The sequence below is a fragment of the Arthrobacter sp. RIT-PI-e genome (genome assembly GCF_001187915.1).
In the GTDB taxonomy this organism is placed as follows: domain Bacteria; phylum Actinomycetota; class Actinomycetes; order Actinomycetales; family Micrococcaceae; genus Arthrobacter_D.
In genome coordinates this window covers 22,851-48,950 of record NZ_LGIU01000003.1, presented here as the reverse complement: position 1 = coordinate 48,950, position 26,100 = coordinate 22,851, and the positions used below count along the sequence as shown (strand labels likewise).

The following is a 26,100-nucleotide window of genomic DNA, read 5'->3' as shown; positions in this document are numbered from 1 at the left end:
AGGGTGGGCATGTCCATCACCTGCAGGCGGACCATCCGGCCCGCGGAGGTCACGGCACCCACCTCACCGCGCGCGGTGGCCGGCAGGACCGAGCGCAGGGCGTCGTGCTTGACGCGCCGGCCGTCACCGAACGGTTCGCGGTCGGAGGTCCGGGCGAGCTGGCCCGAGGCGGAGAGCACCACCCAGCAAGGGTCGTCGGCGATCTCCAGCGGCAGGACCGCCCCGGCGTTCCTCCCGGCGGCGCCCGACGGCGGTGTGCCCTTCAGGGGCGCGGCCGCCTCCGATTCCAGCAGCACGGTGCGCCGCGGTGTGGCGTACTGCTCGGACAGGGCGCCGAGCTCGTCGGAGACGAGGCCGCGGAGCCGCTCGTCCGAGCCGAGGATCGCCTCGAGCCCGGTGATGTCGAGGCGCAGCTGCTCCTGCTCCTTCTCCAGCTCGATCCGCGAGTACCGGGTGAGCTGGCGCAGCCGCAGCTCCAGGATGTGGTTGGCCTGGATCTCCGAGAGGGCGTAGACGGACATGAGACGCGTCCGGGCGGCGGCGGTCTCGTCGGAGGACCGGATGATCCGGATCACCTCGTCGATGTCCACGATCGCCACCAGCAGGCCCTCCACCAGGTGCAGGCGGTCGCGCTTGCGCGCCAGGCGGTAGGAGGTGCGGCGCCGGACCACCAGGACGCGGTGGTCGATGTACACCCGGAGCAGCTCCAGCAGACCGAGGGTGCGCGGCTGCCCGTCCACGAGGGCCACGTTGTTGATCCCGAAGGAGTCCTCCATCGGGGTGTGGCGGTAGAGCTGGGAGAGCACGGCGTCCGGGTTGAACCCGTTCTTCAGCTCGATCACGAGCCGCAGCCCCTTCACGCGGTCGGTGAGGTCCACGATGTCGGAGATGCCCTGCAGCTTCTTGGCCGTGACGGCGTCCTTGATCCGCTCCATGACCTTCTCGGGGCCCACCGTGTAGGGCAGCTCCGTGACCACGAGGCCGGTCCGGCGGGCCGAGAGCTGCTCCACCGTGACGGTGGCGCGCGTCCTGAAGGAGCCCCGGCCGCTCGCGTAGGCGTCGCGGATGCCCTCCAGCCCCACGATCTTGCCGCCGCTCGGCAGGTCGGGGCCGGGGACGAGGCGCATGAGGTCCTCGAGCGCGGCACCTGGTTCGGCGATGAGGTGCCGTGCGGCCGCCACCACCTCGCCGAGGTTGTGCGGCGGCATGTTCGTGGCCATGCCCACGGCGATCCCGCTGGCGCCGTTGACCAGCAGGTTCGGGAACGCCGCGGGCAGCACCTCCGGCTGGGTGAGCTGGTTGTCGTAGTTGGGGACGAAGTCCACGACGTCCTCGCCCAGGTGCTCCGTCATGGTCAGGGCGGGGGCCGCGAGGCGGGCCTCGGTGTACCGGGAGGCGGCCGGGCCGTCGTCGAGCGAACCGAAGTTGCCGTGCCCGTCGATCAGGGGCAGGCGCAGGGAGAAGTCCTGCGCCATGCGCACCATGGCGTCGTAGATGGCGCTGTCGCCGTGCGGGTGCAGCTTGCCCATCACCTCGCCCACCACGCGTGCCGACTTCACGTGCCCGCGCTCCGGGCGCAGGCCCATCTCGCTCATCATGTACAGGATGCGGCGCTGCACGGGCTTCAGCCCGTCCCGCGCGTCGGGCAGGGCACGCGAGTAGATCACGGAGTACGCGTACTCCAGGAAGGACTCCTGCATCTCGGCCTCGACATCGATGTCGATGATCTTCTCGGTGAAATCCTCCGGCGGGACGGAGCTCTGGCGCCTGGCCATGTGCGTGGTGGTTCCTCAACGATTCAGGGGTACGGAGACTCAGGGGTACGGGACAGGTGCGCCGGCGGACCACCGCGACGGGGGCCGAACACGGTGGGACCTCCGCCCGGGGGCATGCCGACTACCCTGAGTCTATGGTGAGCGAGGGACAATACCCCGAATACTGGGAGGCCGACGTCGTCCTGCGTGACGGCGGGACGGCCCACCTGCGGCCCATCTCGCCCCTCGACGCGGACGCCGTGCAGGCCTTCCACGTGCGGCAGTCCCAGGCCTCCGTGTACCTGAGGTTCTTCACCTACAAGGCCAGGCTCAGCGCGAAGGAACTCCGCCGGTTCACGGAGGTGGACCACCGCGACCGGGTGGCCTTCGTGATCACGCGCGGCACGGACATCATCGGCATCGGCCGCTACGACCGCCTCGACGACCCCCTCGAGGCGGAGGTGGCCTTCAACGTCTCGGACCACCACCAGGGGCGCGGGCTCGGCTCGATCCTGCTCGAGCACCTCGCGGCCGCCGCCCGCGAGAACGGGATCCGCCGGTTCTCCGCCGAGGTGCTGCCGGAGAACCGCAAGATGATCACGGTGTTCGCCGAGGCCGGGTACGAGGTGGAGCGGCACTTCGACGACGGCGTGGTGGTGCTGAGCTTCGACATCGACCCCACCCGCCGCTCGCGTGACGTCATGGAGGCCCGCGAGCACCGCGCGGAGGCCAGGAGCATGGCGGAGATCCTGACGCCGTCGTCCGTGGCCGTGATCGGTGCCAGCCGCGAATGGGGCACGGTGGGCCACGCACTCCTCGAGCACCTCGTGGACGGCGGGTTCACGGGTACCGTGCACGCCGTGAACCCCGAGGCCTTCGAGCTGAACGGCATGGTCTCCCACGCCTCCCTCGCCGAGGTGCCCGGGCCGGTGGACCTCGCGGTCATCGCCGTGCCGTACGAGCAGGTCGACGCCGTGGTGGACGAGTGCGCCCGCGCGGGTGTCAAGGGCCTGCTGGTGGTCACCGCGGGCTACGCGGACGACGACGGCGACGGCCTCGCGCGGCAGCGCGCCCTCGTGCACCGCGCCCGGGCGCACGGGATGCGCGTGGTGGGACCGGCGTCGCTCGGGCTGGTCAACACGGATCCCGTGGTGCGCCTCAACGCCTCCATGGCCCCCGGTCTGCCGGAGCGGGGCGCCATGGCCCTGTTCAGCCAGTCGGCGGGCCTCGGTGTGCTCCTCTACGCGAGCGCACGCCGGCGCGGCCTCGGGGTCTCCTCCGTGATCTCCGCGGGCAACAGGGCGGACGTCTCGGGCAACGACGCCATGCAGTTCTGGGAGGACGATCCCGCCACCCGCGCCGTGGGACTCTACTTCGAGTCGATCGGCAACCCGAGGAAGTTCTCCCGGATCGCCCGCCGGCTCGCCCGCACCAAACCCGTGATCGTGGCGAAATCGGACGTGACGGGGCTGCAGCTCCCGCCCGGCCACGCCGTGCGCACCACCGAGGCACCGCCGGGCGCCCTGGACTCCATGCTCCGGCAGTCCGGGGTGATGCGGGTGGGAACCACCGAGCAGCTCATGGACATCGCCACCATCGTGGCCAGTCAGCCGCTGCCCCAGGGTCCGGGGATCGCGGTGTTCAGCAACTCCTCCGCCCTCGGCAAGGTGGTGGCGGACGGCGTGGTGGCCCAGGGCATGGAGGTGGCACGGCTGGAGGTCGGGTTCGATCTCGACGCCGGCCACTCGGTGGTGCTGCCGGCGCTGGCGGCCATGGTGGGTGCGGCGCTGCGCGAGGAGTCCGTGCACGCGGCGATCGTCACCACGCTCCCCGCCCGCGGCCTCACCGCCGAGTCGGTCGCCGCGTGTCTCCAACGGTGCGCCGAGGACGCCGGCAAACCGGTCATCGCCTCCTTCACCGGGATCCTGGACGACCGCCTCCAGCTGGACGGGCTCGTGGCCGACCCCTCACGCCCCGCACCCGGTGCCGGTGCCGGATCCCCCGGGACACCCTCCGGATTGCTCGATCAGGCCGGGGCAAGCGGAGCGGCTAGTGCGGCCGGCACGGCGTCCGGCACGCCCGCCGACGTCGACGCGGAGGGCACCCGGCTGCCCCTCCAGCCGGGTGTCCCGTGCTTCCGCAGCCCGGGCGCGGCGCTCGCGGCGCTCGGCAAGGTGGTGCGGTACGCCTGGTGGCGCTCCCGCGACCACGGGGAATTCACCGACCCCGCCGGCGTCGACGTCGACGAGGCGGCACGCGTGCTGCTGAGGGTGCGCACCCGCGTCTCCGGCGTCGACCTCGTCCGGCTGACCGAGGAGGAGGGCACCGCACTGCTGGCCGCGTACGGGATCGGGCTCCTGCCCTCGGCGCCGTTCGTGTCCGCCGAGCAGGCCGTCGAGGAGGCCGCACGGCTGGGCTGGCCGGTGGCGCTGAAGACCACGGACGAGAACCTCCGGCACCGCCTGGATCTCGGCGGCGTGCGGCTGAACATCGACACCCCGCAGTCGCTACGGCGGAACATCACCCGCATGGAGGAGATCCTCGCGCCCTTCGGCAGCTTCGGCATGGAGGTGCAGTCCATGGCGCCCGCCGGGCAGGCCTGCACCGTCCGCGCCATCGAGGACCCGCTGCTGGGGCCGGTGATCTCCTTCGGGCTCGCCGGCGACGCCGTGAACCTCCTCGACGACTGGGCGCACGCCGTCCCACCCCTGAGCACGGTGGACGTCGCGGACCTCGTCCGGGCGCCGAGGGCCTCCCGCAAGCTCTTCGGGTACCAGGGCCTGCCGCCGGCCGACGTGGCCGCGCTCGAGGACCTCGTGGCGCGCGTGGCCCTGCTCAAGGACAACCACCCGGAGATCGCCCGCCTGGACTTCAACCCGGTGCTGGTGGCCGCCGAGGGGCTCGCCGTGCTGAGCGCGGCGATCGACGTCGGCAATCCGCAGCAGCGCACGGACAGCGCGCGGCGCGCCATGCGCGACTGAGGCCCGCCGGGTTTCGCACAACGAGACCCGGTGGGGGAAACTGGGGGCATGACCCCATCGCTCTCAGCGCCCTGGCGTGACCTCGATGCATCGCTCGAGCGGGCCGGCTTCTACCCGCGGCTCGTGGCCGACGTCGTCCACGACGCCCTGGACGGCCGCGAACCGCTCTCCCACGTGGCCCACCTCGAGACGCACTTCGAGCGCACCGAGGTGCACCGGCACATCACCGTGCTCGTGCTCACCGAGGACATGCTCGTGATCACCCACGTGGACGACCAGCAGCTCGACGACGCCGGCGAGCAGGTGACGGCCCAGGTCTCCACCGAATCGGTGCCGGTCAGCCAGATCCGCTCCGTGGTGCTCAGCTACCTCTACGCGCAGCCGCAGAACTACAAGCCCAGCGACCCGGTGCGGGAGATGACGCTCGCGATCGCCTGGTCCGGCGGACAGCGCCTGGACCTCGGGCCGGCCGGCTGTGGCGACCCCTCCTGCGACGCCGACCACGGGTACACCGGCACGGTGGCCCAGGAGGACATCGTGCTGCGGGTCAGCGCGGAGGCCGACGGCGCCCAGGCGGTGCAGAACGCGAAGGCGTTCGCGCGCGCCCTGCGGAAGGCCAACACGGAGAGCCCGCTGACCGGTGGGGCGCTCGCCGGGTCCGACGCCGTGGAGCGCCGTCAACAGGGCTTCGGTGGGCGGTTCACCCGCGCGCACCGCCAGCGGTAACGGTTGATGCCCGCGCCCTTCCCCGACCCCCTCCCGCCGCCTCCCGCCTACGGTGCCTCCACCCTGGCCGAGGTGCTGCCCAGCGCCGCCGCCGCCCTCGGCGTCGAGGGGTTCACGAACACCCTCGGGCTGCCGTCGGCGCCCCGGGTGGCCGTGGTCATGGTGGACGGCCTCGGGGCGGTGCTGCTGCGCAGACACGCTGCCCACGTGCCGTTCCTCCGGGAGAGCCTCGACACCGCCAGGACCCTGACCTCTGCGTTCCCCTCCACCACGGCGGCCTCGCTCGCCACGTTCGGCACCGGACTGCCGCCGGGATCCCACGGCATGGTGGGGTACGACGTCCTCGACCCCGCACAGGACAGGATCGTGAACATGCTCGGGCGGTGGGACGCCGGCGTGGACCCGCTCGTGTGGCAACCGCACGCCACGGTGTTCGAGCGCGTGGCCGAGCACCTCCCGGTGGTCACCGTGAGCTCGCCCCGGTTCGCCGACTCGTCCATGACCCGGGCCGCGCTGCGCGGCGGGTCCTTCCTCGGCGCGAACACCATCCACGCCCGCATCGACGCCGCCGCCGGCGCGCTCTCCGGTGAGCCGCGCATGCTCCTGTACTTCTACCTCAACGACCTCGACAAGGCCGGGCACCGGTACGGCGTGGACTCCGCCGAGTGGGTGCGGGCCCTCGAGGACCTCGACGCGGCCCTGAGGCTCCTGGCGCGCAGGGTCCCCTCCGACACGCTGCTGCTCCTCACCGCGGACCACGGGATGGTGGATGTCCCTGCGTCGCAGCGGATCGACTACTCCGCGCTGCCGGGGCTCCTCGAGGGTGTGGTGCACACCGGCGGTGAACCGCGCATGCTGCACCTCTACCTCGACCCGGCGATGTCCGACGCCGGGCGGGCGGCGCTGGCGGCCCGCTGGGAGACGGCCTTCGGCAGGTACGCCTGGGTAGTGACCCGCGCGGAAGCGGTCGGGGCGGGGTATTTCGGTGAGGTGCACGCATCCGTGCTCCCGCGCATCGGGGACCTGCTGGTCCTGGCGCGCGAGGGGATCGCCCTGATCGACGGCCGGAAGGCAGGGCCGGCCGCCTTCGGGATGGTGGGTCATCATGGCTCGCTGACGCGCGCGGAGCGGGAGGTCCCGCTCCTGACGCTGACCGGGCCCGCGGACGCGGCAGCACGCCGGCGGGGGAGCGGGAAGGGGGCACGGCGTGGCTGAGCTGCTCTTCTTCTCGGGCACCATGGACTGCGGCAAGTCCACCCTCGCCCTCCAGATGGACCACAACCACCAGGCACGGGGCCGCCGCGGCGTACTGTTCAGCTCCCACGACCGCGCCGGCGAGTCGATGATCTCCAGCCGCCTCGGACTGCAGGTACCCGCCGTCGAAGTGCTCCCGGACACCGATTTCTGGGTGGAGCTGTCCCTGCGGCAGACCCTCGGCGCGCGGATCGACTACGTCATCTGCGACGAGGCCCAGTTCTACACCGTGGAGCAGATCGACCAGCTGGCACGCGTGGTGGACGAGATGGACATCGACGTGTTCGGTTTCGGGATCACCTCGGACTTCCGCACCCGGCTCTTCCCCGGATCCCAGCGGCTGATCGAGCTCGCGGACCGCATCCAGGTGCTGCAGGTCGAGGCCCTGTGCTGGTGCGGGAAGCGCGCCACCCACAACGCCCGCATCGTGGACGGCGTGATGGTGGTCGAGGGGGACCAGATGGTGGTGGGGGACGTCGACCAGCACGCGCAGGCCGCTCCCGGGCAGGAATTCTCCGAGCCGGGCACGGCGTCCTCGCCCGGCTCGGCTCCGGCACCCGTGGTGGGCTACGAGACGCTGTGCCGCCGCCATCATCTGCGGCGCCAGACCTCCGGCAGCTCACCCTCGCTCGGGGCCAACGAGGTCCCGCTGCCGTTCGACCAGGCCGCGGTCACGGACGGCCGGGCCGCGGAGCTGACGCCGACGGCGGAGCACCGCACCGGCTGAGGGCCGCACCGGAGGCGGGACTACTCGCCCTTCCGGCCGAAGACGATGTCGTCCCAGCTGGGGACACTGGAGCGCTTCGGCTTGATGCGCCGCTCAGGGCCCACGGCCTCGGCGTCCTCCGCGGGGGCATCGCCTGCGTCCCGGTTGCCCCCGGAGCCCGGGGTCCGGGCGGCGGTGTCGTCCTTGCCCGACGCCTTCGCGCTGCCGGGTTCCGCCCGCTCCGGTCCGGCATGCCGCTGGTCCCCGGTAGGCCGCTGAGCCCTGGCCGGTCGGTGCGTCGGTCCGGCGAACGCGCTGACCTCGCGGGTCCCGGAGCCCACGCCGTCGCGAGGCCGGGAGGCCCCGTCGTCCTGGCGTCCCGGTGCACCGCCGGGGAACTCCCCGGCCGCATCGCTGCTGTCGCCACCGCTGTCGTCGTGATGGTCGTCGTCGTGGTCCCCGCCGGTCACGCGGTCGGCGCCGGGAGCGAGGGACAGCCTGCGGGCCGCGGGGCCCCCGGTCCCACCCGTGTGCTCGGCGGCGGGACCGTCGGCCTCGTCGACCTCGTCGTTCGGGCGGGCCGCGGGGACGGACCCGCGGGTGAGGAGCACCGCGAGGGCGTCGTCGCCCTCCTCGTCCACCCCGAGCCGCTGCCCGCGCCGCGAGCGGAGTACGTCGAGCAGGCCGTCCGTGTCCGTCCCCGTCCCCGAAGGGGCGTGCTCCTGCTGCTCGGCCTCGACGTCGGACACGCGGTCCGCCACCGCGCTGAGGCGACGGGCTGGCAGGGGGCCGTCCAGCGGCTCGAGCTCGCTGAGCACCTGCGCCCACCGGTTGCCGTTGACCACGGTCTTCCGCGTGGGGTTGTACGTCCACTGCGCGGGGGGCTGCTCCCCGAGGTCCACGGTGGAGGAGTCGGGGAGCTCGAAGGACACCTCGACGTGCCAGGAGCCGTCCGGCCGGCGCCACGAGTCCCACTCGAGGGACGCGGCGTCGACCCCGTAGCCCTGTACCCGGTAGGCCACCATGTCGCCGAGCAGTGCCGGCTCGTCGCCGAACGCGGAACGGTAGCCGTCGTGGCTGGGGATCGGGGTGGCCACTTCCACGCGCTGCGCCAGGTAGGCCACGTAGTCGCGTTCGGCGCGCACCGGGCCCTCGTAGCGCCGTACGGAGGCGAGCTCGACGCCGGACTCCGCGGCCACCTGCTCCGCCGTGGCCCCGGCGCGGATCCGGGCCTGGATGTCGCGGGGTGTCAGCGGGACCGGTGGCCTGGGCTGCTTCTGACGTACCGGTGCGGCGGGTGCCGGGGCCTCGCCGGGGGTGCGGGAGGTGGCCGAGCGCAGTGCGTCGTCGATGGGCAGCGAGAACCTCGCATCCTGGTCCCCGCCCAGCAGCAGGTGCTCGCCGTCCTCGTGGACACTCACCAGGCGTAACTCCTGCATCAATTCCTCCAGCCGACAGTGATTCCTAGGGCAAACTTTGCCATTGAACGGCGGGCATTCCTACTACGGCCCGACGCGTGGCGCCGACCGCCCCGCCTGCAGCACACGGGAGCCGGGCACAAATCGGCCCGCCGCGGCGTTGGGAACGCCGTGGGAACCACCACCGAGACGCCGAACAGCATGGAGCGTGAGAACACAGGTATGAGCACGAACTACGACGTACGCGGCACGACGGTCCCGGCCGACCGCCCGGGCCGGGAGCCGCACCCGGGACGGCTCCCGGCCCCGCAGCACCCCGTGGTGGACGCGGAGGAACTCGCCGCCGCGGACTCCTTCGAGCTGCCCGGCGCCGATCCCTCCACCGAGGAGATCGCGGTGGAGATCCGCCCCGCGCAGGCCGACGAGTTCACCTGCGCGTCCTGCTTCCTCGTGCGCCACCGGTCCCAGATCGCCCTGGACCGCGGCGGGATGCTCTACTGCTCCGACTGCGAGGGCTGAAGGCCCGGGAACGGGCTGCGCGTGCTCCGCCGGCGGGGCACGCGCTCAGGCCCCGAGGGCCTCGACCAGGGCCTCGGGGCGGCGCGAGGAGACGAGCCAGTAGGGTGTGCGGTCCTCCGGGTCCGTCACCTCGATCCGCACCACCGGTGAGATCCAGCCGCGGATACACAGGTAGGCAAGACCGTGGAGGCCGGGTCCGCGCTGGTAGGTGGCGTCCTCGCCCCGGAACGACTCGACGCCCCCCAGGTACTCACGTCCGATCGTGGCCCGGCCCACCGTGAGCGTGGACGGGGTGAGCACGATGCGCGGCGTGGACAGCACGAGCAGGGTGGCCACGATGCCGGCGAACACCACGGCGGCCCCGTACCCCACCTCCAGCGAGATCGGGGCGAACATCACGATCACCGCGGAGGAGACACCGGCGGCGATCACCCAGATCCAGAAGGAGGGCCGCAGCTTCTCCTCGTACAGGACGGTCTGATCGGGTGGGTTGAGGGGAGCTTCCCCTGACGCGCTGGACATGACACCAGCATTCCACCATTCGGGCGCAGTCTCATCCGGGCCGATGACGCTAAAGTGGGGTGCTGGTAACCGGACAGCTTGCGTGGGAGATGCAGTCGATGAGTACACAGCAGGACCTCCCGGTCCAGATCTCGATGCTCGACGACGGCCTGGAACCCCCCACCTACGCCACCGAGGGTGACGCCGGCGCCGATCTGAGGTCCACGACGGATCTCGTGCTGCTGCCCGGTGAGCGTGCACTGGTCCCCACGGGCGTCGCGATGGCCCTGCCGTCCGGGTACGTGGGCCTCGTGCACCCGAGGTCGGGGCTCGCCGCCCGCCACGGCGTCACCATCGTCAATGCTCCCGGCACCGTCGATGCCGGGTACCGGGGTGAGATCAAGGTGTGCCTCCTCAACACCGACGCCCGGGAACCCGTGCGGATCTCCCGCGGCGACCGGATCGCGCAGCTGCTGATCCAGCGCGTGGAGCACGCACGTTTCAGCGTGGTGCAGGAGCTCCCGGCGAGCGCACGCGGCACCGGGGGCTTCGGCTCCACCGGGGGCTTCACGGGCGCCGGGACCGCAGCGCGGCCCGAGGACGGTCCTCCCGCACACCGGGCGGCGACGACCGCCGGCAGCACCACAGAATCCGACCTCCGTCACCAGTGAAAGGGATCCGGACATGGTATTCGGCCGCAGGAAGAAGAATCAGGACGACGCCGCCCAGAGCGTGGCGGAGCAGGAAGCGCAGGCCACGCCCGCGACCGGCGCAGCCGCGGACGGTCCCGCGGCGGGCGCCGCGTACGACCGGGCGGGAGAGGGGCCGTTCGACGAGTCGGAGCAGGACACCGCGAGCGGGTACGTGGATCTCGGTGCGCTGCGGATCCACGCCACCGAGGGTCTGCAGCTGCGCCTGGAGGTGGAGGAGCGCACCAAGCGCGTGATCGCGGTGACGCTCGATCTCGGCGGGTCCACGCTGCAGCTCCAGGCCTTCGCCGCGCCGAGGACCGAGGGTCTCTGGGACGAGATCAGGGAGCAGATCGGCGTGTCCGTGGGCTCCCAGGGCGGAACGGTGGAGGCCCGGCCCGGGCGCCTGGGCACGGAGCTGCTCGCCAAGGTCCCCGCGCAGACCCCGGACGGCCAGGCGGGCTACCGGGTGGCCCGCTTCGTGGGGATCGACGGCCCGCGCTGGTTCCTGCGCGGGGTCTTCGGGGGCCCGGCCGCGATCGACGACGCGGCGGCGGCCCCGGTGGAGGAGCTCTTCCGCAGCGTGGTGGTGATCCGGGGTGACCTGCCCTTGCCGCCCCGCGAGCTCCTGCAGCTCAGGGTCCCGAAGGACGCCGCAGCGGCCCCGGCCCCGCCGCAGGCTCCCGCGCAGCCGGACTTCGACCCGCTGCAGCGCGGCCCCGAGATCACCGAGACCCGCTGACGCCGGTGCCCTCCCGGCCGCGCGCCCCTCGCACCCTCCCTCCCGCGGGGCGGGCGTCCCCCCCGCCCCAGGAGACGGCCGCGCTGCCCGTCCGCGGCAGGGTGGGGGTACGCGGGGTCATCGACCGCATCACGGTGGCTCCCGCCACCGCCCTTCCCTCCTTCACTGCACGTGCGCGGATCGAGGGGGGCGGTGTGCAGCAGAGCATCCGCATCATCTGGATGGGCCGACGGCGCGTCCCCGGGGTCGAGGCCGGCGTGGAGCTACGGTTCGAGGGCATGGTGAGCCGGGTGGAGGGCGTGCCCACCGTCTACAACCCCCGCTACGAGATCATCGGCCGTCCCGAGGAGAACTGAATGAGCCACCCCACGAACGATCCCCGGAACGAGACCGGGCCCCGGGCCGAACCGTCCGCAACCACTCCGGCGGAGGGTGCGCCCGGTGCCGAGGGCACCCCTCCCGGCAGTGTTCCGCGGACCGACGGACGCACAGGCACCGGATCGCGTGCGGGATCAGGGGGCGCGGTCCCTCCCGCCGAGCAGGCGGGAGCGCCGTCGGCCGCGGACTTCGCCACGCAGTACGCGGCCAGGTCCGGGGTGCGGCGCAACGACGCCGGGCAGATCGACGTGCTCTCCTCGATCGGCGGTGTCCAGGGCCTCGCGGAGAGCATCGCCCCGGGGCTGGTCTTCACGGTGCTGTTCACCATCACCCGTGACCTCACCGTCTCCCTCGTGGCGGCACTGGCCGTCTCCGCGGTCTTCACCCTGGTCCGCCTGGTCTCGCGCACCCCTCTCACCCAGGCCGTGGCCGGGCTCGTCGGGGTGGCGTTCTGCGCCTTCGTGGCGCAGCGCACCGGGAACGCCGAGGACTTCTTCCTCCCCGGGTTCTTCATCAACGGCGCTTACATCATCGCCATGGCGGCGTCCGTGGTGTTCCGCTGGCCCTTCGCAGGGCTCCTGTTCGGGTTCATCCGCAACGAGGGCATCGAGTGGCGCAAGGACCCCGCGCGCGTGCGGGCGTACGGCACCGCCACCTGGATCATCGTGTCCGTGCTGGCGCTCCGGCTCGTGGTGCAGGTGCCCCTGTACCTCGCCGGGAACATCACCGCCCTGGGTTCGAGCCGCGTGGCGATGGGACTGCCGCTCTACGCGCTGGGGATCTGGCTGGCCTGGCTGGTCTCCCGCCCGCGGACGGTCCGCGGGGACGCTGACGCCGCACGCCCGGGTCCCTAGTCCTCCGCGACGTCCGTGCGGGCCGCGAGGACCGTGCGGAGCTCGTCCTCCGCGGCGATCGCGGCCAGGAAGAACACCTCGTCGCCGCCCTCCACGACGTCGTCCGGGTTCGGGGTCATCGGCGATTCGTCGCGGAGCACCGCCACCACGGCGCAGTCCTCGGGCAGCCGGATCGACCCGATGGTCTCGCCCACCAGCGGCGAGTCCTGCGGCACGGTGAACTCCACGATCGAAGACACCCCGGTCTGCAGCGTCAGCAGGCGCACGAGGTCACCGACCTCCACGGCCTCCTCCACCAGGGCCGTCATCAGCCTGGGCGTATTGACGGCCACGTCCACGCCCCAGGAGTCGTCGAACATCCAGTCGTTCTTCGGGTTGTTCACGCGCCCCACGGTCCGGCCCACCCCGAACTCGCTCTTGGCGAGCAGCGAGACCACGAGGTTGACCTTGTCGTCACCCGTGGCGGAGACCACCACGTCGGCGTCCTCCAGGCGTGCGTCCTTCAGCGTGGTCAGCTCGCACGCGTCACCGATCAACCAGGTGGCGCCCTTCAGCCCGCTCCGCCCGACCACCTCGGGCTTCTCGTCGATGAGCAGGATCTCGTGCTTGTTGCCGAGCAGCTCGCGGGCTATCGAGGACCCCACGCTGCCGGCACCGGCGATGACCACCCTCATGGCTCCTCCCTCGGTGCCGCGGCGAGGATGCGCCCGATCTCGTCCGTCGCCGTCGTGCTCATCATGGCGTGCACGATGTCCCCCTGCTGGTAGCTGGTGTCCGCGGAGGGGAGCATCCCCTCGCCGAAGCGGGTGAGGTAGGCCACCCGGACGCCGCTGGCGGCCTCGATGGTGCGCAGCGACCGGCCGAGCCACGCGTCGCTGAGGGCAAGCTCGGCGAGGATCAGGCGCCCGGAGCTCTCCCGGAAGTCACCGTTGATGCTCTGCTCCGGCAGGATCCGGCGCAGCACCTGGTCCGCGCTCCAGCGCACCGCGGCCACCGTGGGGATCCCGAGGCGCTGGTAGATCTCCGCGCGGCCCGGATCGTAGATGCGGGCCACCACGTGCGGGACGTGGAAGATCTCCCGCGCCACCCGGGTGGCCAGGATGTTCGAGTTGTCGCCGCTGGACACCGCGGCGAAGGCGTACGCCTCCTCGATCTCGGCGTACGTGAGCGTGTCGCGGTCGAAGCCCACGCCGGTGACCTTCCGGCCCCCGAAGGAGGAGCGCAGGCGGCGGAACGCGCGGTCGTCCTGGTCGATGATCGCCACCGAGTGACCGGACTCGTCCAGGGTGTGGGCGAGGCTCACCCCCACCCGTCCGCACCCCATGATCACGAAATGAGCCACCGCGGGCACCCCCTGGTCCTTGTCCGTCGATCCTGCCGTTCCCTGCCGTTCCAGCCCTCAGCCTAGTGGCTGGGGAGATGGGCGGACGCGCTAGTCTGTGGGCTGTGCTGACATTTCTCGAGGCCGTCAAGCGGGTGCTGGTGGGAAGGCCCTTCGCCAATGACAGGCTGAGGAACAGGAGTCTGTCCAAGCGGTTCGCCATGCCGGTCTTCTCCACCAGTGCGCTCTCCTCGGTGGCCTACGCACCGGACGAGATCCTGCTGACGCTCGCGCTCGCGGGCGTGGCCGCCGTGGCCATCTCGCCCTGGGTGGGTCTCGCGGTGATCGCCGTGCTGCTCGTGGTGGTGGCCTCCTACCGCCAGGCCGTCCACGCCTACCCGTCCGGCGGCGGCGACTACGAGATCGCCAAGCGCAACATCGGTCCCCGTGCGGGCGCCACCGTGGCCTCCGCGCTGATGATCGACTACCTCCTCACGGTGGCCGTCTCGGTCTCCGCGGCGGCGCAGTACGCGGTCTCGCTGGCACCCGGGCTGGCCGACGTGCGGGTGCTGCTCGCGGTGCTCGGCGTCCTCGTGCTGGTGCTGCTGAACCTGCGCGGTGTCACCCGCGGTGTGCGGGCCCGCGCCGTGGTCACCTACGCCTTCCTCACGGGGGTGCTCGCCCTGTGCGTCACGGGGATCGTGCAGGAGCTCTCGGGGACCCTCGCACAGGCGCCGAGCGCCGGGTTCGAGGTGCTGCCGGACGCGGCGCTGGACAGCGGGCTCGTGGGACTGGCCGGGGCGCTGCTGATCCTGCGCGCGTTCTCGGCCGGCGCCGTCGCACTCACCGGGTTGGAGGGCCCGGGCGCGAACGTGCCCCGGTTCCGGGCCCCCCGGAGCCGGAACGCCGCCACCACGCTGCTGGTGCTCGGTGTGGTGTCCTCGATGATGCTCGCCGGCGTGATCCACCTCGCCCGGACCACCGGCGTCCACGTGGTGCAGGACCCGGCGGCGCAGCTGCTCATCGACGGCAGCCCCGTCGCCGCGGACTACCTCCAGGCCCCCGTGCTCAGCCAGCTGGCCTCGACGATCTTCACGGCCGGCTCGCCGGCCTTCTCCGCCGTGGTGGCGGTGACGGCGCTGATCCTCATGCTCGCCGGCCATGCGGCCTTCAACGCCTTCCCCGTGCTCGCCTCGATCCTCGCCGGCGACGGCTACCTGCCGCGCCAGCTCAGCACGCGGGGGGACCGCCTCACGTTCAGCAACGGGATCATCGCCCTGGGCCTCGGTGCGATGGTGCTGATCCTGCTCTTCAGAGCCGATGTCACCGCCCTCGTGCAGCTCTACATCGTGGGGGTCTTCGTCTCCTTCACGGGAGGCCAGCTGGGTCTCATCCGGCACTGGAACCGCGTGCTGCGCAGCACGGTGGGCAAGCAGGACCGGTGGAGGATCCACAAGTCCCGTGCCATCAACTCCCTCGGCTTCGGTCTCACCGCGGCGGTGCTCGTGGTCATCCTGGTCACCCGGTTCGAGTACGGCGCGTGGATCACCGTGCTCGCCATGGCGCTGCTGTTCGTGGTGATGCGCAGCATCAAGAAGCACTACGACGCGGTGGCCGACGAGCTGGCGATCGACGACGTCGTGCGCCTGCGCGCGCTCCCCTCACGGGTCCACGCCGTGATCCTCGTCTCGCACGTGCGCAAGCCCGTGCTGCGTGCCCTGGCCTTCGCCCGCGCCCCCAGGCCCCCCCGGCTCGCCGCCGGCACGGGGGGCGTCGATGCCGAACACCCCCGCCGCACCCTCGCCGACTGGGAGAAGTACGAGATCCCGGTGCCGATCACGGTGCTCGCCTCGCCCTACCGCGACACCGTCACCCCGATCCTCGAGTACGTGGGGACCGTGCGCCGTGATGCGCCGCGGGACCTGATCGTGGTCTACATCCCCGAGTACGTGGTGGGAAAGTGGTGGGAGCAACTGGTCCACAACCAGACCGCCCTGCGCATCAAGGCCCGCCTGCACTTCGTCCCCGGGGTGATGGTGGCCAGCGTGCCGTGGCAGCTCGCGTCCTCCGACGCGGCCCGCATCTACCAGGACATGAAGTAGGAAGACACCGATGAACGACGCTGCACCGACCCGACCCGCCCCCGGACCCGCCACGGGGTCCACCGCCGAGCTCGTCGTCGAGCGCCCGGCGCACGGAGGCCACTTCGTGGCCCGGCACGAGGGGCGCGTGGTGTTCGTGCGGCACGCCCTGCCGGGGGAGCGGGTGCGTGCGCGCTTCACGGAGACGGACGACGCCAGCTTCTGGCGCGCGGACGTCGTGGAGGTGCTCGAGGAGTCCCCGCACCGGGTGCGCCATCCCTGGCCGCAGGCCGATGCGCTGCGGGCCGCCGCGTCCGGACGCCACCCGGTGGGAGGGGCCGAGTTCGGGCACATCGACCTCGCCGAGCAGCGCCGGGTCAAGGCCGCGATCTTCGAGGAGCAGCTCGCCCGCCTGGCGCGGACGGAACGGACCATCACGGTGGAACCGGCCCTCGGTGAGTCCGCCGACGGGCTGGGCTGGCGGACACGCGCGGCCTTCGCCGTGGACCGCGGCGGCCGGCTGGCCATGCACGTGCACCGCTCGCACGACGTGGTCCGCGTCCGTGAGATGCCGCTGGCGGTGAGTGCCGTCAACGGGCTCCGGCTCTGGGAGGTGGATCTCACCGGCATGGCACGCGTGGACGTGGCCGTCCCCTCCGGTGGTGGCGACCCGCTGGTGCTGCTGGTACCGGCCGACGGGACCACGCCCCGTCGCACCGCAGGTGTAGCCTCCGCGATCAGCGGCGCCTCCGTGGGGGTCCTCGACCCGGAGTCGGGCAGGGTGCAGCGGCTCAGCGGGCGCACCTGGCTCCAGGAGCAGGTCCTCGGTACCGGGTACCGCGTCACCGGCGCCGGGTTCTGGCAGATCCACCGCAGCGCCCCCGAGGTGCTCGTGGGCGCCGTGCTCGACGGGCTGCAGCCGGCCGCGGGGGAGCGGGTGGCCGATCTGTACGCCGGTGCCGGTCTCTTCACGGTGGCGCTGGCCGACGCCGTCGGACCGGAGGGCTCGGTGCTCTCGGTGGAGGGCTCCTCCGGTACGAGCCGCGATGCCCGCCGGAACCTGCACGGACGGGACCACGTGGTGATCGAGCAGGGCAGGGTGGACGCGGTGCTCGGCCACCGGCGCGATCCACAGGACGTGGTGCTGCTGGATCCGCCCCGCGCCGGGGCGGGGCGCACGGTGGTCCGGCAGGTCATCGACGCCCGCCCGCGTGCCGTGGGCTACGTGTCCTGCGACCCGGCGTCGTTCGCCCGCGACCTCGGGTACTTCCTCGGTGCGGGGTGGACGCTGGACGCGCTGCGCGTGTTCGACCTCTACCCGCACACCCACCACATGGAATCGTTCGCCCGGCTGCTCCCGCCCGCCGCCTGACCACCCGTACCGCACCCGTACCGCATCCGAACCGCAGAGTGCGTGGCCCGTCGGTGACCCCCCGCAGCACGTCGGGGACGCTAGAGTTAACCCGTTCGAGGGCGCTGGCGCCCTGCCGAGAAACAAGCGAGGAGGTGCCGATGGGACTCCTGGAGACGATCCACGGCCCACAGGACCTGAGCAGACTCAGCGAGGCTCAACTCACCACGCTCGCCGAGGAGATCCGTTCCTTCCTGGTCCGCAACGTCTCACGGACGGGAGGGCACCTCGGTCCCAACCTCGGTGTGGTCGAGCTGACCCTCGGCATCCACCGCGTCTTCGACTCGCCCCGTGACAGCGTCATCTTCGACACCGGCCACCAGTCCTACGTGCACAAGCTCGTCACCGGGCGGCAGGACTTCAGCACGCTGCGGCAGGAGGGCGGGATCTCCGGGTACCCCTCACGGGCGGAATCGGTCCACGACATCGTGGAGAGCTCCCACGCCTCGTCCTCCCTGTCCTGGGCGGACGGCATCTCGCGGGCCCGCGTCCTGAGCGGTGAGGGCGAGCGCTACACCGTGGTCCTGGTGGGCGACGGCGCATTGACCGGCGGCATGGCCTGGGAGGCCATCAACAACATCGCGGCGGACAAGCGACGCCGCGTGGTCATCGTGGTGAACGACAACGGCCGCTCCTACGCACCGACCATCGGCGGGGTCGCGGACTACCTGGCCTCGCTGCGGCCCACGCTGGACTCCGTGCGGACCCACCGCTCCTACGAGCGCACCCTGGACTGGGTGAAGCACCGCATGCAGAACGGCGGCACCGCCGGCGCCTTCAGCTACAAGAGCCTCCACGCCATGAAGAAGGGCATCAAGGACTGGTGGGCACCGCAGGGCCTGTTCGAGGACCTGGGCATGAAGTACGTGGGCCCCGTGGACGGCCATGACCAGTCCGCCGTGGAGCAGGCGCTGCAGCTGGCCAAGAACTACGAGGGCCCGGTGATCGTGCACGCCATCACCGAGAAGGGCCACGGCTACGCCCCGGCCCGGGCCCACGAGGCGGACCAGTTCCACGCCGTGGGCATCATAGACCCCGAGACCGGCGAGCCCGTGGGCGTCGCCGGCGCCGAGTCCTGGACCTCGGTGTTCGCGGACGAGATCGCGGACATCGCGGACGAGCGGCCCGACATCGTGGGGATCACCGGCGCCATGCTCATCCCCGTGGGCCTGCACCGCTTCGCCGCCCGCCACCCGGACCGCGTGTTCGACGTCGGGATCGCCGAGCAGCATGCGGTGACCAGCGCCGCGGGCATGGCCTACGGCGGACTGCACCCGGTGATCGCGCTCTACGCCACGTTCCTCAACCGGGCGTTCGACCAGGTGCTCATGGACGTGGCGCTGCACCGCGCCGGGGTCACGATCGTGCTCGACCGCTCCGGGGTCACGGGACCGGACGGGGCCAGCCACCACGGCATGTGGGACCTCTCCCTGCTGCAGGCCGTCCCCGGGCTCCACCTGGCCGCTCCCCGTGACGCCTCCCGCCTCCGGGAGGAGCTCCGCGAGGCCGTGGCCATCTCCGACGCCCCGAGCGTGGTGCGGTACTCCAAGGGCTCCGTGGGCGCCGAGGTGGAGGCCCTGGAGCGGCTGGACGACGGCGTCGACGTGCTCTCCCGCCGCCCCCGGGAGTCCTCCTCCAACGACGTCCTGATCGTCAGCGTCGGCGCCATGAGCGAACTCGCCCTCGACGTCTCCGACAGGCTGGGCGCCCACGGCATCAGCTCCACCGTGATCGACCCGCGCTGGGTGCTGCCGGTCCCGCACTCGGTGATCGACCTCGCCGCGCAGCACCGCATCGTGATCGTCATCGAGGACGGCGTGCGCGCCGGAGGCGTGGGCTCCAGGGTGCGCCAGGAGATGCGTGCCGCGGGGGTGGACACCGCGCTGAACGAGGTGGGTCTGCCCGTCGAGTTCCTCGACCACGGCACACGCAAGCAGATCCTCGAGCGTGTGGGGCTCACGGCGCAGCAGATCACGCACGACGTCGTGGCACAGGTCCTCGGGACCAAGGTGCCGGTGGCACGCCCGCTCGTCGAGGACCAGGCACCCGTCACGGGGCAGCTGCCCAAGCACTGAGCCGATCCCCGCGCCGGGAGGCGCCCGGAGGTCCGTGTGAGACAATGGCGAAGGCCGGTGCGGGAACCACATTCCCGAGCCGGTCCAGTGACAGGCTTCCGTTCCACGAGCGATGCTTCTGCGCTACCGAGTCCGCCCCGTCGGCGGAAGTAGGCGGAATCCGCTCGAGGGACCCACCGCCCCACCCGGGCGGCTGAGGTGGAAAAGCGCCACTGGTCTCCGAGTGATTCCGCACCCGCACGCCGGTGTGACCTCGGGTGACATGACATCGACTTCCGGCCCGCCGCCGGGCGAAGGGCCCGCGGCAGGCCGACATACCCGCCCTGTCGGGTGCCGGAATGTGGCCGGTGCCGCAGGGCTCGGAATGAGTGCCCATGGTCCAGTCAGAGCAGCAGGGGAACGAACAGGACGAGGCGGGGACCACGGTCCCGGCGCAGGAGCAGACCGCACCGGTGAAGGCGCCCAGGAAGCGCCGCACCGCGAGCGCCCCCGCGGGAGCCCCGCCCAGTGTCCCGGAGCCTGGCGGAGCACAGCCCCCGGCACCGCGGTCCGACGCCCCGGCGTCCCCGGCCGAGGAGGGCGCGGCCGCCGCCCCGACCCGCACCCGGGCCACCCGCGTGCGGAAGTCCGCCGTCGCTGCCACCCAGGACCCCACGCCGGCCGACACCGCGCTGGACGCCGCGCTCGCCGAGCACGCTGCCGAGGCCGCCGGTCCTGCGACCACCGGTCCCGCGGGCAGCCCCGTCGCCGGCGCGGATCCGGTGGCCCCCGAGCCGGCCGGTGCCGCATCCGCGGGTGCCGAGCAGCCCGTCGCGGCAGCCGCTCCCAGCCGTCCCGCCCGAACCCGGCGCCGGGCCGCCACCGCCGAGGCCGGCCCGGCCCGCACACCGGACGCCGTCGTCGCGCAGGAGCCGGGTGCGGCCGCCCCCGCGGAGGGCGCCCCCGCCGTCGGGACGACGACCGACGCCGAACCGACCGCATCGACCGGGACCACGGATGCATCCGGTTCCGTCGCAGGTGCCGCTGCGGACACCGCGGGCGACGCCGCCCGGACGACCACCGATCGCCCGGCGCGGGCGCGGCGGTCCTCCACCCGGAGCCGGCGCGCGGCCGAGCCCCTCGCGGAGCCGGGCCAGCAGCGGGGCGCGGAGCGGGCCGCCACGAGCCGGGCCGGGACGGACCAGGCCGTCACGGAGCAGGACGCCACGAGCTCGAGCGCAGCGGCAGCCGGGAACACCGCCGACGTCGCAGCACCGGAGGAGGACCCCCCCCGGCCGCGCCGCACGCCGCGCCGACGGTCCGCGCGCGGCGCAGCCGCCCCGCAGGACACGCAGCGCGACGACGCAGGAGCGCCGGTCGATCCGGCCCCGCAGGACGTGGACGCGACGGCCGCAGCCGATGCCGCTGCCCCGGAGGGTCCGGCGGCGGACCCCTTCGCCGTACCCGAGTCCCCGCTCTCCCTGCTCTTCCACGCCCCCGACCTCAGCACGGTGACCGTGCCCTCGGTGCAGGTGGCGCCCGCCCCGGAGGACGACGCCGAGGACGAGGAAGGGACGGAGACCGAGGACTCCGGCCGGCGCTCGCGCCGCAGCCGCCGTGGTCGCAGCCGGAGCCGCGGCGGTTCCGCGTCCGCCGAACCCGGGACGGGGGAGGACGGGTCCGAGGCCCCGGAGAGCCGCTCCGGGGCCGCCGGGCCCGAGGGGACGGCGGACGTCACCTCGCGCCGGCGTCGCCGCCGCCGCCGTGGGGACCAGGACCTCGAGCTCACGGGCGGGGAGGACGACGACCCGCCCAACACGGTCACCCGTGTGCGTGCGCCCCGCCAGAACGCGGAGCCGGTGTCCGACCGCGTGACCAGCGTCCGCGGCTCCACGCGCCTCGAGGCCAAGAAGCAGCGCCGCCGGGAGTCGCGTGACACCGGCCGCCGTCGCCACGTGATCACCGAGGCGGAGTTCCTCGCACGCCGCGAGTCCGTGGACCGGCAGATGATCGTGCGTCAGCGCGACGACAGGATCCAGATCGGTGTGCTGGAGGACGGCATCCTCGCCGAGCACTTCGTGTCGAAGACCCAGCAGGACTCCCTGATCGGCAACGTGTACGTGGGCAAGGTCCAGAACGTGCTGCCGAGCATGGAGGCCGCCTTCATCGACATCGGCCGCGGCCGCAACGCCGTGCTGTACGCGGGTGAGGTCAACTGGGACGCCGCCGGCCTGGACGGTCAGCCCCGCCGGATCGAGCTCGCCCTGAAGTCGGGTGACCCCGTGCTCGTCCAGGTCACGAAGGACCCCGTGGGCCACAAGGGTGCGCGGCTCACCAGCCAGATCTCGCTGCCCGGCCGCTACCTGGTCTACGTGCCCGGTGGCTCCATGACCGGTATCTCGCGCAAGCTCCCCGACGTGGAGCGCAACCGCCTCAAGCGCATCCTCAAGGACCGCCTGCCCGAGAACGCCGGCGTGATCGTCCGGACCGCGGCGGAGGGCGCCAGCGAGGAGGAGCTCACCCACGACATCAACCGGCTCCGTGCCCAGTGGGAGGACATCGAGCGCAAGGCCGGCTCCACGAAGACCCTCGCACCCGAGCTGCTGTACGGGGAGCCGGATCTCACCATCAAGGTGGTGCGTGACGTGTTCAACGAGGACTTCTCGAAGCTCGTGGTCTCCGGGGAGGAGGCCTGGGACACCATCGAGGCGTACGTGATGTACGTGGCGCCGGACCTCGTGGGCAGGCTCGAGAAGTGGACGGGCGAGGAGGACATCTTCGCGGCGTCGCGGATCGACGAGCAGATCTCCAAGGCGCTGGACCGGAAGGTCTTCCTGCCCTCCGGCGGCTCCCTGGTGATCGACCGCACCGAGGCCATGACCGTGGTGGACGTCAACACCGGCAAGTTCACCGGTAGCGGCGGCAACCTCGAGGAGACCGTCACCAAGAACAACCTCGAGGCGGCCGAGGAGGTGGTGCGCCAGCTCCGGCTCCGCGACATCGGCGGCATCATCGTGATCGACTTCATCGACATGGTGCTCGAGGCCAACCGCGACCTCGTGCTGCGCCGACTCGTCGAGTGCCTGGGCCGTGACCGGACCAAGCACCAGGTGGCTGAGGTCACCTCCCTCGGCCTGGTCCAGATGACGCGCAAGCGCATGGGGACGGGCCTGCTCGAGGTCTTCGGCGAGGACTGCGAGCACTGTGCCGGGCGCGGTGTGGTGACGCACCTGGAGCCGGTGGAGCACCGTCACTCCGCCACCACGTTCGAGCACCAGCAGCAGGTGCGCCCGGACAGGCCGTCGCGGAGCGAGCGCAAGCGCAACCGCGGACGCAACGGCCAGCAGCAGGACGAGACCGTGTCCCAACCGGCACCTCCCGCACCGGAGGACGACGCCGGGCGTGCGGCTCGCGCGGAGGCCGCCCGTGCGGCACTGGCGAGCATCGCGGCCGCGACGCACCACGCCCACGAGGAACCTGCTGTGCACCACGCCCAGGAGGAACCCGCGGAGCAGCTCCCCGCCGTGCCCGAGGTCCAGGTGACGGAGGCCGTGCTCACCATCAACGGCGAGACGGTGACACTGCCGCGTGCCGATGGTCGCAGGTCCGGGGAACCCGAGGCGGAGGACGCACCGGCCACGCGGTTGACGCTGGACAGCCTCAGTGAGGCGTTCAACCGGAAACCCGCGACGGCCTCGACGGGCGGGACGCCCGTGACCGGGGCCGAGCCCGGGGAGGTGCCCGCCCGGCACGACGGACGGGATGCGCAGCAGGTCAGGACCGGGCTCCCCGAGGTTCCCGCCCAGGCGCCGGCCGTGACGCCTCCCGCCCGGCGGACCCGCCCCCGCCGCGTGGCCCGCAGCGCCCAGGGTGCCGCGGACACCGCGATCGAGACGCAGGCCACGGCGGAGCCCGCCGAGGGCACCGGGACGCGGCACGTCGCCACGGCCGCTCCGGCGCAGCGCACGATCGCGCCCAGCGGTGCCGAGCCGATCATGTTCGGCGTGGGGGTTCCCGCGTCCGAACTGTAGGTGCACGCCTGCGGGTGAGGGAAGGGCCGGGGTCGTGCGACCCCGGCCCTTCCCCGTCCCACCGGGACCCCGCGGTACTGCGGTAGGCTGGCCCGTGACACGGGGTGCCCTCCATCGGGGGCTGAGATCACACCCGTCGAACCTGATCTAGCGGACGCCGCGCGTCCGGTACCTAGCGGAGGGATGTCATCATGCGCACCAGTACCCCGGCGGTCCAGGACAGGGACCTCGTCCCACGGGTTCCCAACATCCTCAGCATCGCCGGTTCGGACCCGAGCGGCGGTGCCGGGATCCAGGCGGACATCAAGAGCATCGCGGCCTCCGGCGGCTTCGCCCTCACCGTGGTGACGGCCCTGACGGCCCAGAACACCCTCGGGGTCACCGGGGTGCACACGCCCCCGCCGGCGTTCCTCCGGCAGCAGCTCGATGCCGTCGGCTGCGACATCCGCATCGACGCGGTGAAGATCGGCATGCTCGGCTCGGCGGCGATCGCGCGGACCGTGATCGAGTGGCTGGACGCCGCGCACCCGGGAACGGGGGTGCTGGATCCGGGCATGGTGGCCACGAGCGGGGCGCGTCTGCTCGACGAGGAGGCGCGCCACGCGGTCCTCGACCTCGCCCGCCGATGCTCGCTGGTGCCCCCCAACATCCCGGAGCTCGCCGTGCTCGTCGGTGCGCCTCCGGCGCGGGCGTGGTCGGGGGCGCTCGCGCAGGGAGCTCTCCTCGCGACGAGGCTCGGGACCCTGGTGCTCGTGAAGGGCGGGCACCTCACGGGGGAGCGGTGCCCCGACGCCCTCGTCCCGCCCGCCGGCCCGGACGACGTCGTCGTGTTCGACGGGGTGCGCGTGGACACGCGGAACTCGCACGGCACGGGCTGCTCGCTCTCGTCCGCGATCGCCACGCGGTACGCGGTGACGGGTAGCTGGACCCGCGCGGTGTCCGAGGCCAAGTCCTGGCTCGAGGGAGCGCTGCGCACCTCGGGGGTCCTCGCGGTGGGGGCGGGCAGTGGGCCGGTCAACCACTTCCACGCGATGTCCGCCCCGCCGTCCCCGGAACGCTTCACGGACCGCGCCTGGCGTGAGTCCGGCGGGATCCGGGCGGAGATCCTCGGGCTGCCCTTCGTCGTCGCCCTGCAGGAGGGAACCCTACCGGCAGCGGACTTCGCCTACTACCTCCATCAGGACGCGCTGTCCCTCCGGGAGTACTCGGCCGTCCTCGCCCTGGCGGCTGCCGCCGCGGGCTCGGAGGAGGAGCAGCTGTTCTGGTTGTCCGCCGCGACCACCTGCCTGAGCACGGAGGCCGAACTGCACCGCACCTGGTCGGCACGGCAGACCGGTGGCACGCAGGACGACGTCGGGGTGGGCCCGGTGACGCGGGCCTACTGCGACCACCTGCGGGCCACCGCCGCCGGGGGCTCCTACGGGGAGCTCGTGGCAGCGGTGCTGCCGTGCTTCTGGCTCTACGCGGCCGTGGGGGAGCACATCCTGGCGGCCACGGCGGGGGCCGGGCCGGAGGGCGGCGGGCCCGCTGGCCCGGATCACCCCTACGCCGCGTGGATCGACCCCTACGCCGATCCGGACTTCGCCGCCGCCACCGCCCGGGCGAGGGACCTCGCGGACCGGGCCTACCGGACCGCGTCCGCCACCGAGCGCGAGGCGATGCTGCAGGCCTTCCACTGGTCCAGCCGCTACGAGCGGGACTTCTTCGACGCCCCCCGGATCCACGGACGTCAGGGCGCGCTCACGGCACGCCCTGATTTGCGGGAGGACGCCGTCCTGACGTAGCCTTGACCCTCGGTGCATTCGTCTGTCACCCGGCATGTCCGGTAGCAACTGCGCAGGATTAGCAACTGTGCAGAATGTCCGTCCGGTACGCGCGGCCCCCGGGTCGCAGCACGGTGGACGTGCGGCGGGAGTCGGCCGGCAGGGCAACCTCCAGGACTGCTGCAGATGCGCACCCAGGTTTTTTCATCAGAAGTCAAGATCGTCGAGAGAAGTGAGTTCCCCAGTGGTGTACGCGATTGTCCGCGCAGGCGGCCGCCAAGAAAAGGTTTCCGTAGGAGACCTCGTTACCCTTGACCGCGTCACCGGTCAGGCCGGAAGCACGTTCGAGCTTCCCGCCCTCCTCCTGGTGGACGGCGCCAAGATCACCTCCGCGGCCGAGGACCTCGCCAAGGTCTCCGTCACCGCCGAGATCGTCGAGAACCTTCGTGGCCCGAAGATCGTCATCCAGAAGTTCAAGAACAAGACCGGGTACAAGAAGCGCCAGGGTCACCGTTCGGAACTGACCCGCGTCAAGATCACAGGTATCGCGTAGTCCTCCCGGACTACCATTTCGGTCAAGCAGCAACTTCAGCGAAGGCAGGCATAACCCATGGCACATAAGAAGGGCGCAAGCTCCACCCGTAACGGCCGCGACTCGAACGCGCAGTACCTCGGCGTGAAGCGCTTCGGCGGCCAGGTCGTGAAGGCCGGCGAGATCATCGTCCGCCAGCGTGGCACCCACTTCCACCCGGGCGCCAACGTCGGCCGCGGCGGGGACGACACCCTGTTCGCCCTCGAGGCAGGTGCCGTCGAGTTCGGTACACGTCGTGGACGCAAGGTCGTCAACATCGTCGGTGCCGCTGCAGAGTAGTTCTGCCGACGCACCAGGCATTCGGGTGGGGTGAGCCTCTACGGCT

The 26,100-nt window shown here is 72.3% G+C and carries 21 protein-coding genes; 16 read left to right on the top strand and 5 right to left on the bottom strand.

Translation table 11 applies throughout. From position 1 onward, the window contains the following. A partial coding sequence (locus tag AC792_RS00265) for a DNA gyrase/topoisomerase IV subunit A (RefSeq protein ID WP_049828597.1) occupies window positions 1–1,775 on the bottom strand: 1,775 nt, incomplete at its 3' end. A 134-nt stretch (window positions 1,776–1,909) separates the two neighbouring features. Here AC792_RS00265 and AC792_RS00260 point away from each other — a divergent pair. The 4 genes from AC792_RS00260 to AC792_RS00245 are packed head-to-tail and all read left to right on the top strand — an operon-like array spanning window position 1,910 to window position 7,442. Beyond that, window positions 1,910–4,735 carry a bifunctional acetate--CoA ligase family protein/GNAT family N-acetyltransferase gene (locus tag AC792_RS00260; protein WP_049828596.1) on the top strand — a complete coding sequence of 942 codons (2,826 nt, stop codon included), beginning with the start codon at window positions 1,910–1,912 and terminating at the stop codon, window positions 4,733–4,735. Window positions 4,736–4,783: 48 nt separating this feature from the next. Then, window positions 4,784–5,461, top strand: coding sequence for a DUF5998 family protein (locus AC792_RS00255; protein WP_049828595.1), 678 nt, complete (start codon window positions 4,784–4,786; stop codon window positions 5,459–5,461). Window positions 5,462–5,467: 6 nt separating this feature from the next. Further along, window positions 5,468–6,676 carry an alkaline phosphatase family protein gene (locus AC792_RS00250; RefSeq protein WP_049828594.1) on the top strand — a complete coding sequence of 403 codons (1,209 nt, stop codon included), beginning with the start codon at window positions 5,468–5,470 and terminating at the stop codon, window positions 6,674–6,676. Next, window positions 6,669–7,442: a thymidine kinase gene (locus AC792_RS00245; RefSeq protein ID WP_049828593.1), complete on the top strand. Its 774-nt coding sequence runs from the start codon at window positions 6,669–6,671 to the stop codon at window positions 7,440–7,442. Before AC792_RS00250 ends, AC792_RS00245 begins: the two co-directional genes overlap by 8 nt. 20 nt (window positions 7,443–7,462) lie before the next feature. On the opposite strand, the gene sepH is transcribed toward AC792_RS00245, so the two are convergent. After that, window positions 7,463–8,860: a septation protein SepH gene (gene sepH, locus AC792_RS00240; RefSeq protein ID WP_049828592.1), complete on the bottom strand. Its 1,398-nt coding sequence runs from the start codon at window positions 8,858–8,860 to the stop codon at window positions 7,463–7,465. 201 nt (window positions 8,861–9,061) lie between these two features. Here sepH and AC792_RS00235 point away from each other — a divergent pair, with 201 nt between their 5' ends. Next, a complete protein-coding gene (locus AC792_RS00235; RefSeq protein WP_049828606.1) occupies window positions 9,062–9,358 on the top strand; it encodes a DUF4193 family protein in 297 nt (98 codons plus the stop codon). A gap of 45 nt (window positions 9,359–9,403) precedes the next feature. On the opposite strand, the gene AC792_RS00230 is transcribed toward AC792_RS00235, so the two are convergent. Then, a complete protein-coding gene (locus AC792_RS00230; protein WP_049828591.1) occupies window positions 9,404–9,880 on the bottom strand; it encodes a DUF3093 domain-containing protein in 477 nt (158 codons plus the stop codon). Window positions 9,881–9,978: 98 nt separating this feature from the next. On the opposite strand from AC792_RS00230, the gene dut reads away from it, so the two are divergent. From dut to AC792_RS00210, 4 genes are read left to right on the top strand one after another with little or no spacing between them, the layout of a single operon-like run. Beyond that, entirely contained in the window at window positions 9,979–10,530 is a 552-nt protein-coding gene (gene dut, locus AC792_RS00225; RefSeq protein WP_235436277.1) for a dUTP diphosphatase, read from the top strand. A gap of 13 nt (window positions 10,531–10,543) precedes the next feature. Then, window positions 10,544–11,290 carry a DUF3710 domain-containing protein gene (locus AC792_RS00220; RefSeq protein ID WP_049828590.1) on the top strand — a complete coding sequence of 249 codons (747 nt, stop codon included), beginning with the start codon at window positions 10,544–10,546 and terminating at the stop codon, window positions 11,288–11,290. Between the two features lie 5 nt (window positions 11,291–11,295). Continuing rightward, on the top strand, window positions 11,296–11,646 hold the full coding sequence (locus tag AC792_RS00215) for a hypothetical protein (RefSeq protein ID WP_235436276.1): 351 nt from the start codon (window positions 11,296–11,298) through the stop codon (window positions 11,644–11,646). Further along, a complete protein-coding gene (locus AC792_RS00210) occupies window positions 11,647–12,522 on the top strand; it encodes a DUF3159 domain-containing protein (RefSeq protein WP_082177205.1) in 876 nt (291 codons plus the stop codon). It begins immediately after the preceding gene. Here the strand turns inward: AC792_RS00210 and AC792_RS00205 are convergent. Together AC792_RS00205 and AC792_RS00200 are read right to left on the bottom strand one after the other, a co-directional pair. Further along, window positions 12,519–13,196, bottom strand: coding sequence for a potassium channel family protein (locus tag AC792_RS00205; protein ID WP_049828589.1), 678 nt, complete (start codon window positions 13,194–13,196; stop codon window positions 12,519–12,521). The two genes, AC792_RS00210 and AC792_RS00205, sit on opposite strands and share 4 nt — an antisense overlap. After that, window positions 13,193–13,864, bottom strand: coding sequence for a potassium channel family protein (locus AC792_RS00200; RefSeq protein ID WP_049828603.1), 672 nt, complete (start codon window positions 13,862–13,864; stop codon window positions 13,193–13,195). Before AC792_RS00200 ends, AC792_RS00205 begins: the two co-directional genes overlap by 4 nt. 104 nt (window positions 13,865–13,968) lie before the next feature. Between AC792_RS00200 and AC792_RS00195 the strand changes: the two genes are divergently transcribed. From AC792_RS00195 to rpmA, 7 genes are all read left to right on the top strand, one after another. After that, window positions 13,969–15,945 (top strand): APC family permease, encoded by a 1,977-nt coding sequence (locus tag AC792_RS00195; RefSeq protein ID WP_235436275.1) that lies wholly within the window; start codon window positions 13,969–13,971, stop codon window positions 15,943–15,945. A 10-nt stretch (window positions 15,946–15,955) separates the two neighbouring features. Next, entirely contained in the window at window positions 15,956–17,296 is a 1,341-nt protein-coding gene (locus AC792_RS00190) for a class I SAM-dependent RNA methyltransferase (RefSeq protein ID WP_049828587.1), read from the top strand. Window positions 17,297–17,436: 140 nt separating this feature from the next. Next, a complete protein-coding gene (dxs, locus tag AC792_RS00185) occupies window positions 17,437–19,410 on the top strand; it encodes a 1-deoxy-D-xylulose-5-phosphate synthase (RefSeq protein ID WP_049828586.1) in 1,974 nt (657 codons plus the stop codon). Between the two features lie 374 nt (window positions 19,411–19,784). Beyond that, window positions 19,785–23,420: an Rne/Rng family ribonuclease gene (locus AC792_RS00180; RefSeq protein WP_082177204.1), complete on the top strand. Its 3,636-nt coding sequence runs from the start codon at window positions 19,785–19,787 to the stop codon at window positions 23,418–23,420. A 191-nt stretch (window positions 23,421–23,611) separates the two neighbouring features. After that, window positions 23,612–25,204 (top strand): bifunctional hydroxymethylpyrimidine kinase/phosphomethylpyrimidine kinase, encoded by a 1,593-nt coding sequence (thiD, locus tag AC792_RS00175; protein WP_049828585.1) that lies wholly within the window; start codon window positions 23,612–23,614, stop codon window positions 25,202–25,204. A gap of 223 nt (window positions 25,205–25,427) precedes the next feature. Continuing rightward, on the top strand, window positions 25,428–25,736 hold the full coding sequence (gene rplU / locus AC792_RS00170) for a 50S ribosomal protein L21 (protein ID WP_049828584.1): 309 nt from the start codon (window positions 25,428–25,430) through the stop codon (window positions 25,734–25,736). 57 nt (window positions 25,737–25,793) lie between these two features. Continuing rightward, complete coding sequence (rpmA, locus tag AC792_RS00165; RefSeq protein ID WP_028280075.1) at window positions 25,794–26,054, top strand: 50S ribosomal protein L27; 261 nt, start codon at window positions 25,794–25,796, stop codon at window positions 26,052–26,054. Window positions 26,055–26,100 lie beyond the last annotated feature (46 nt).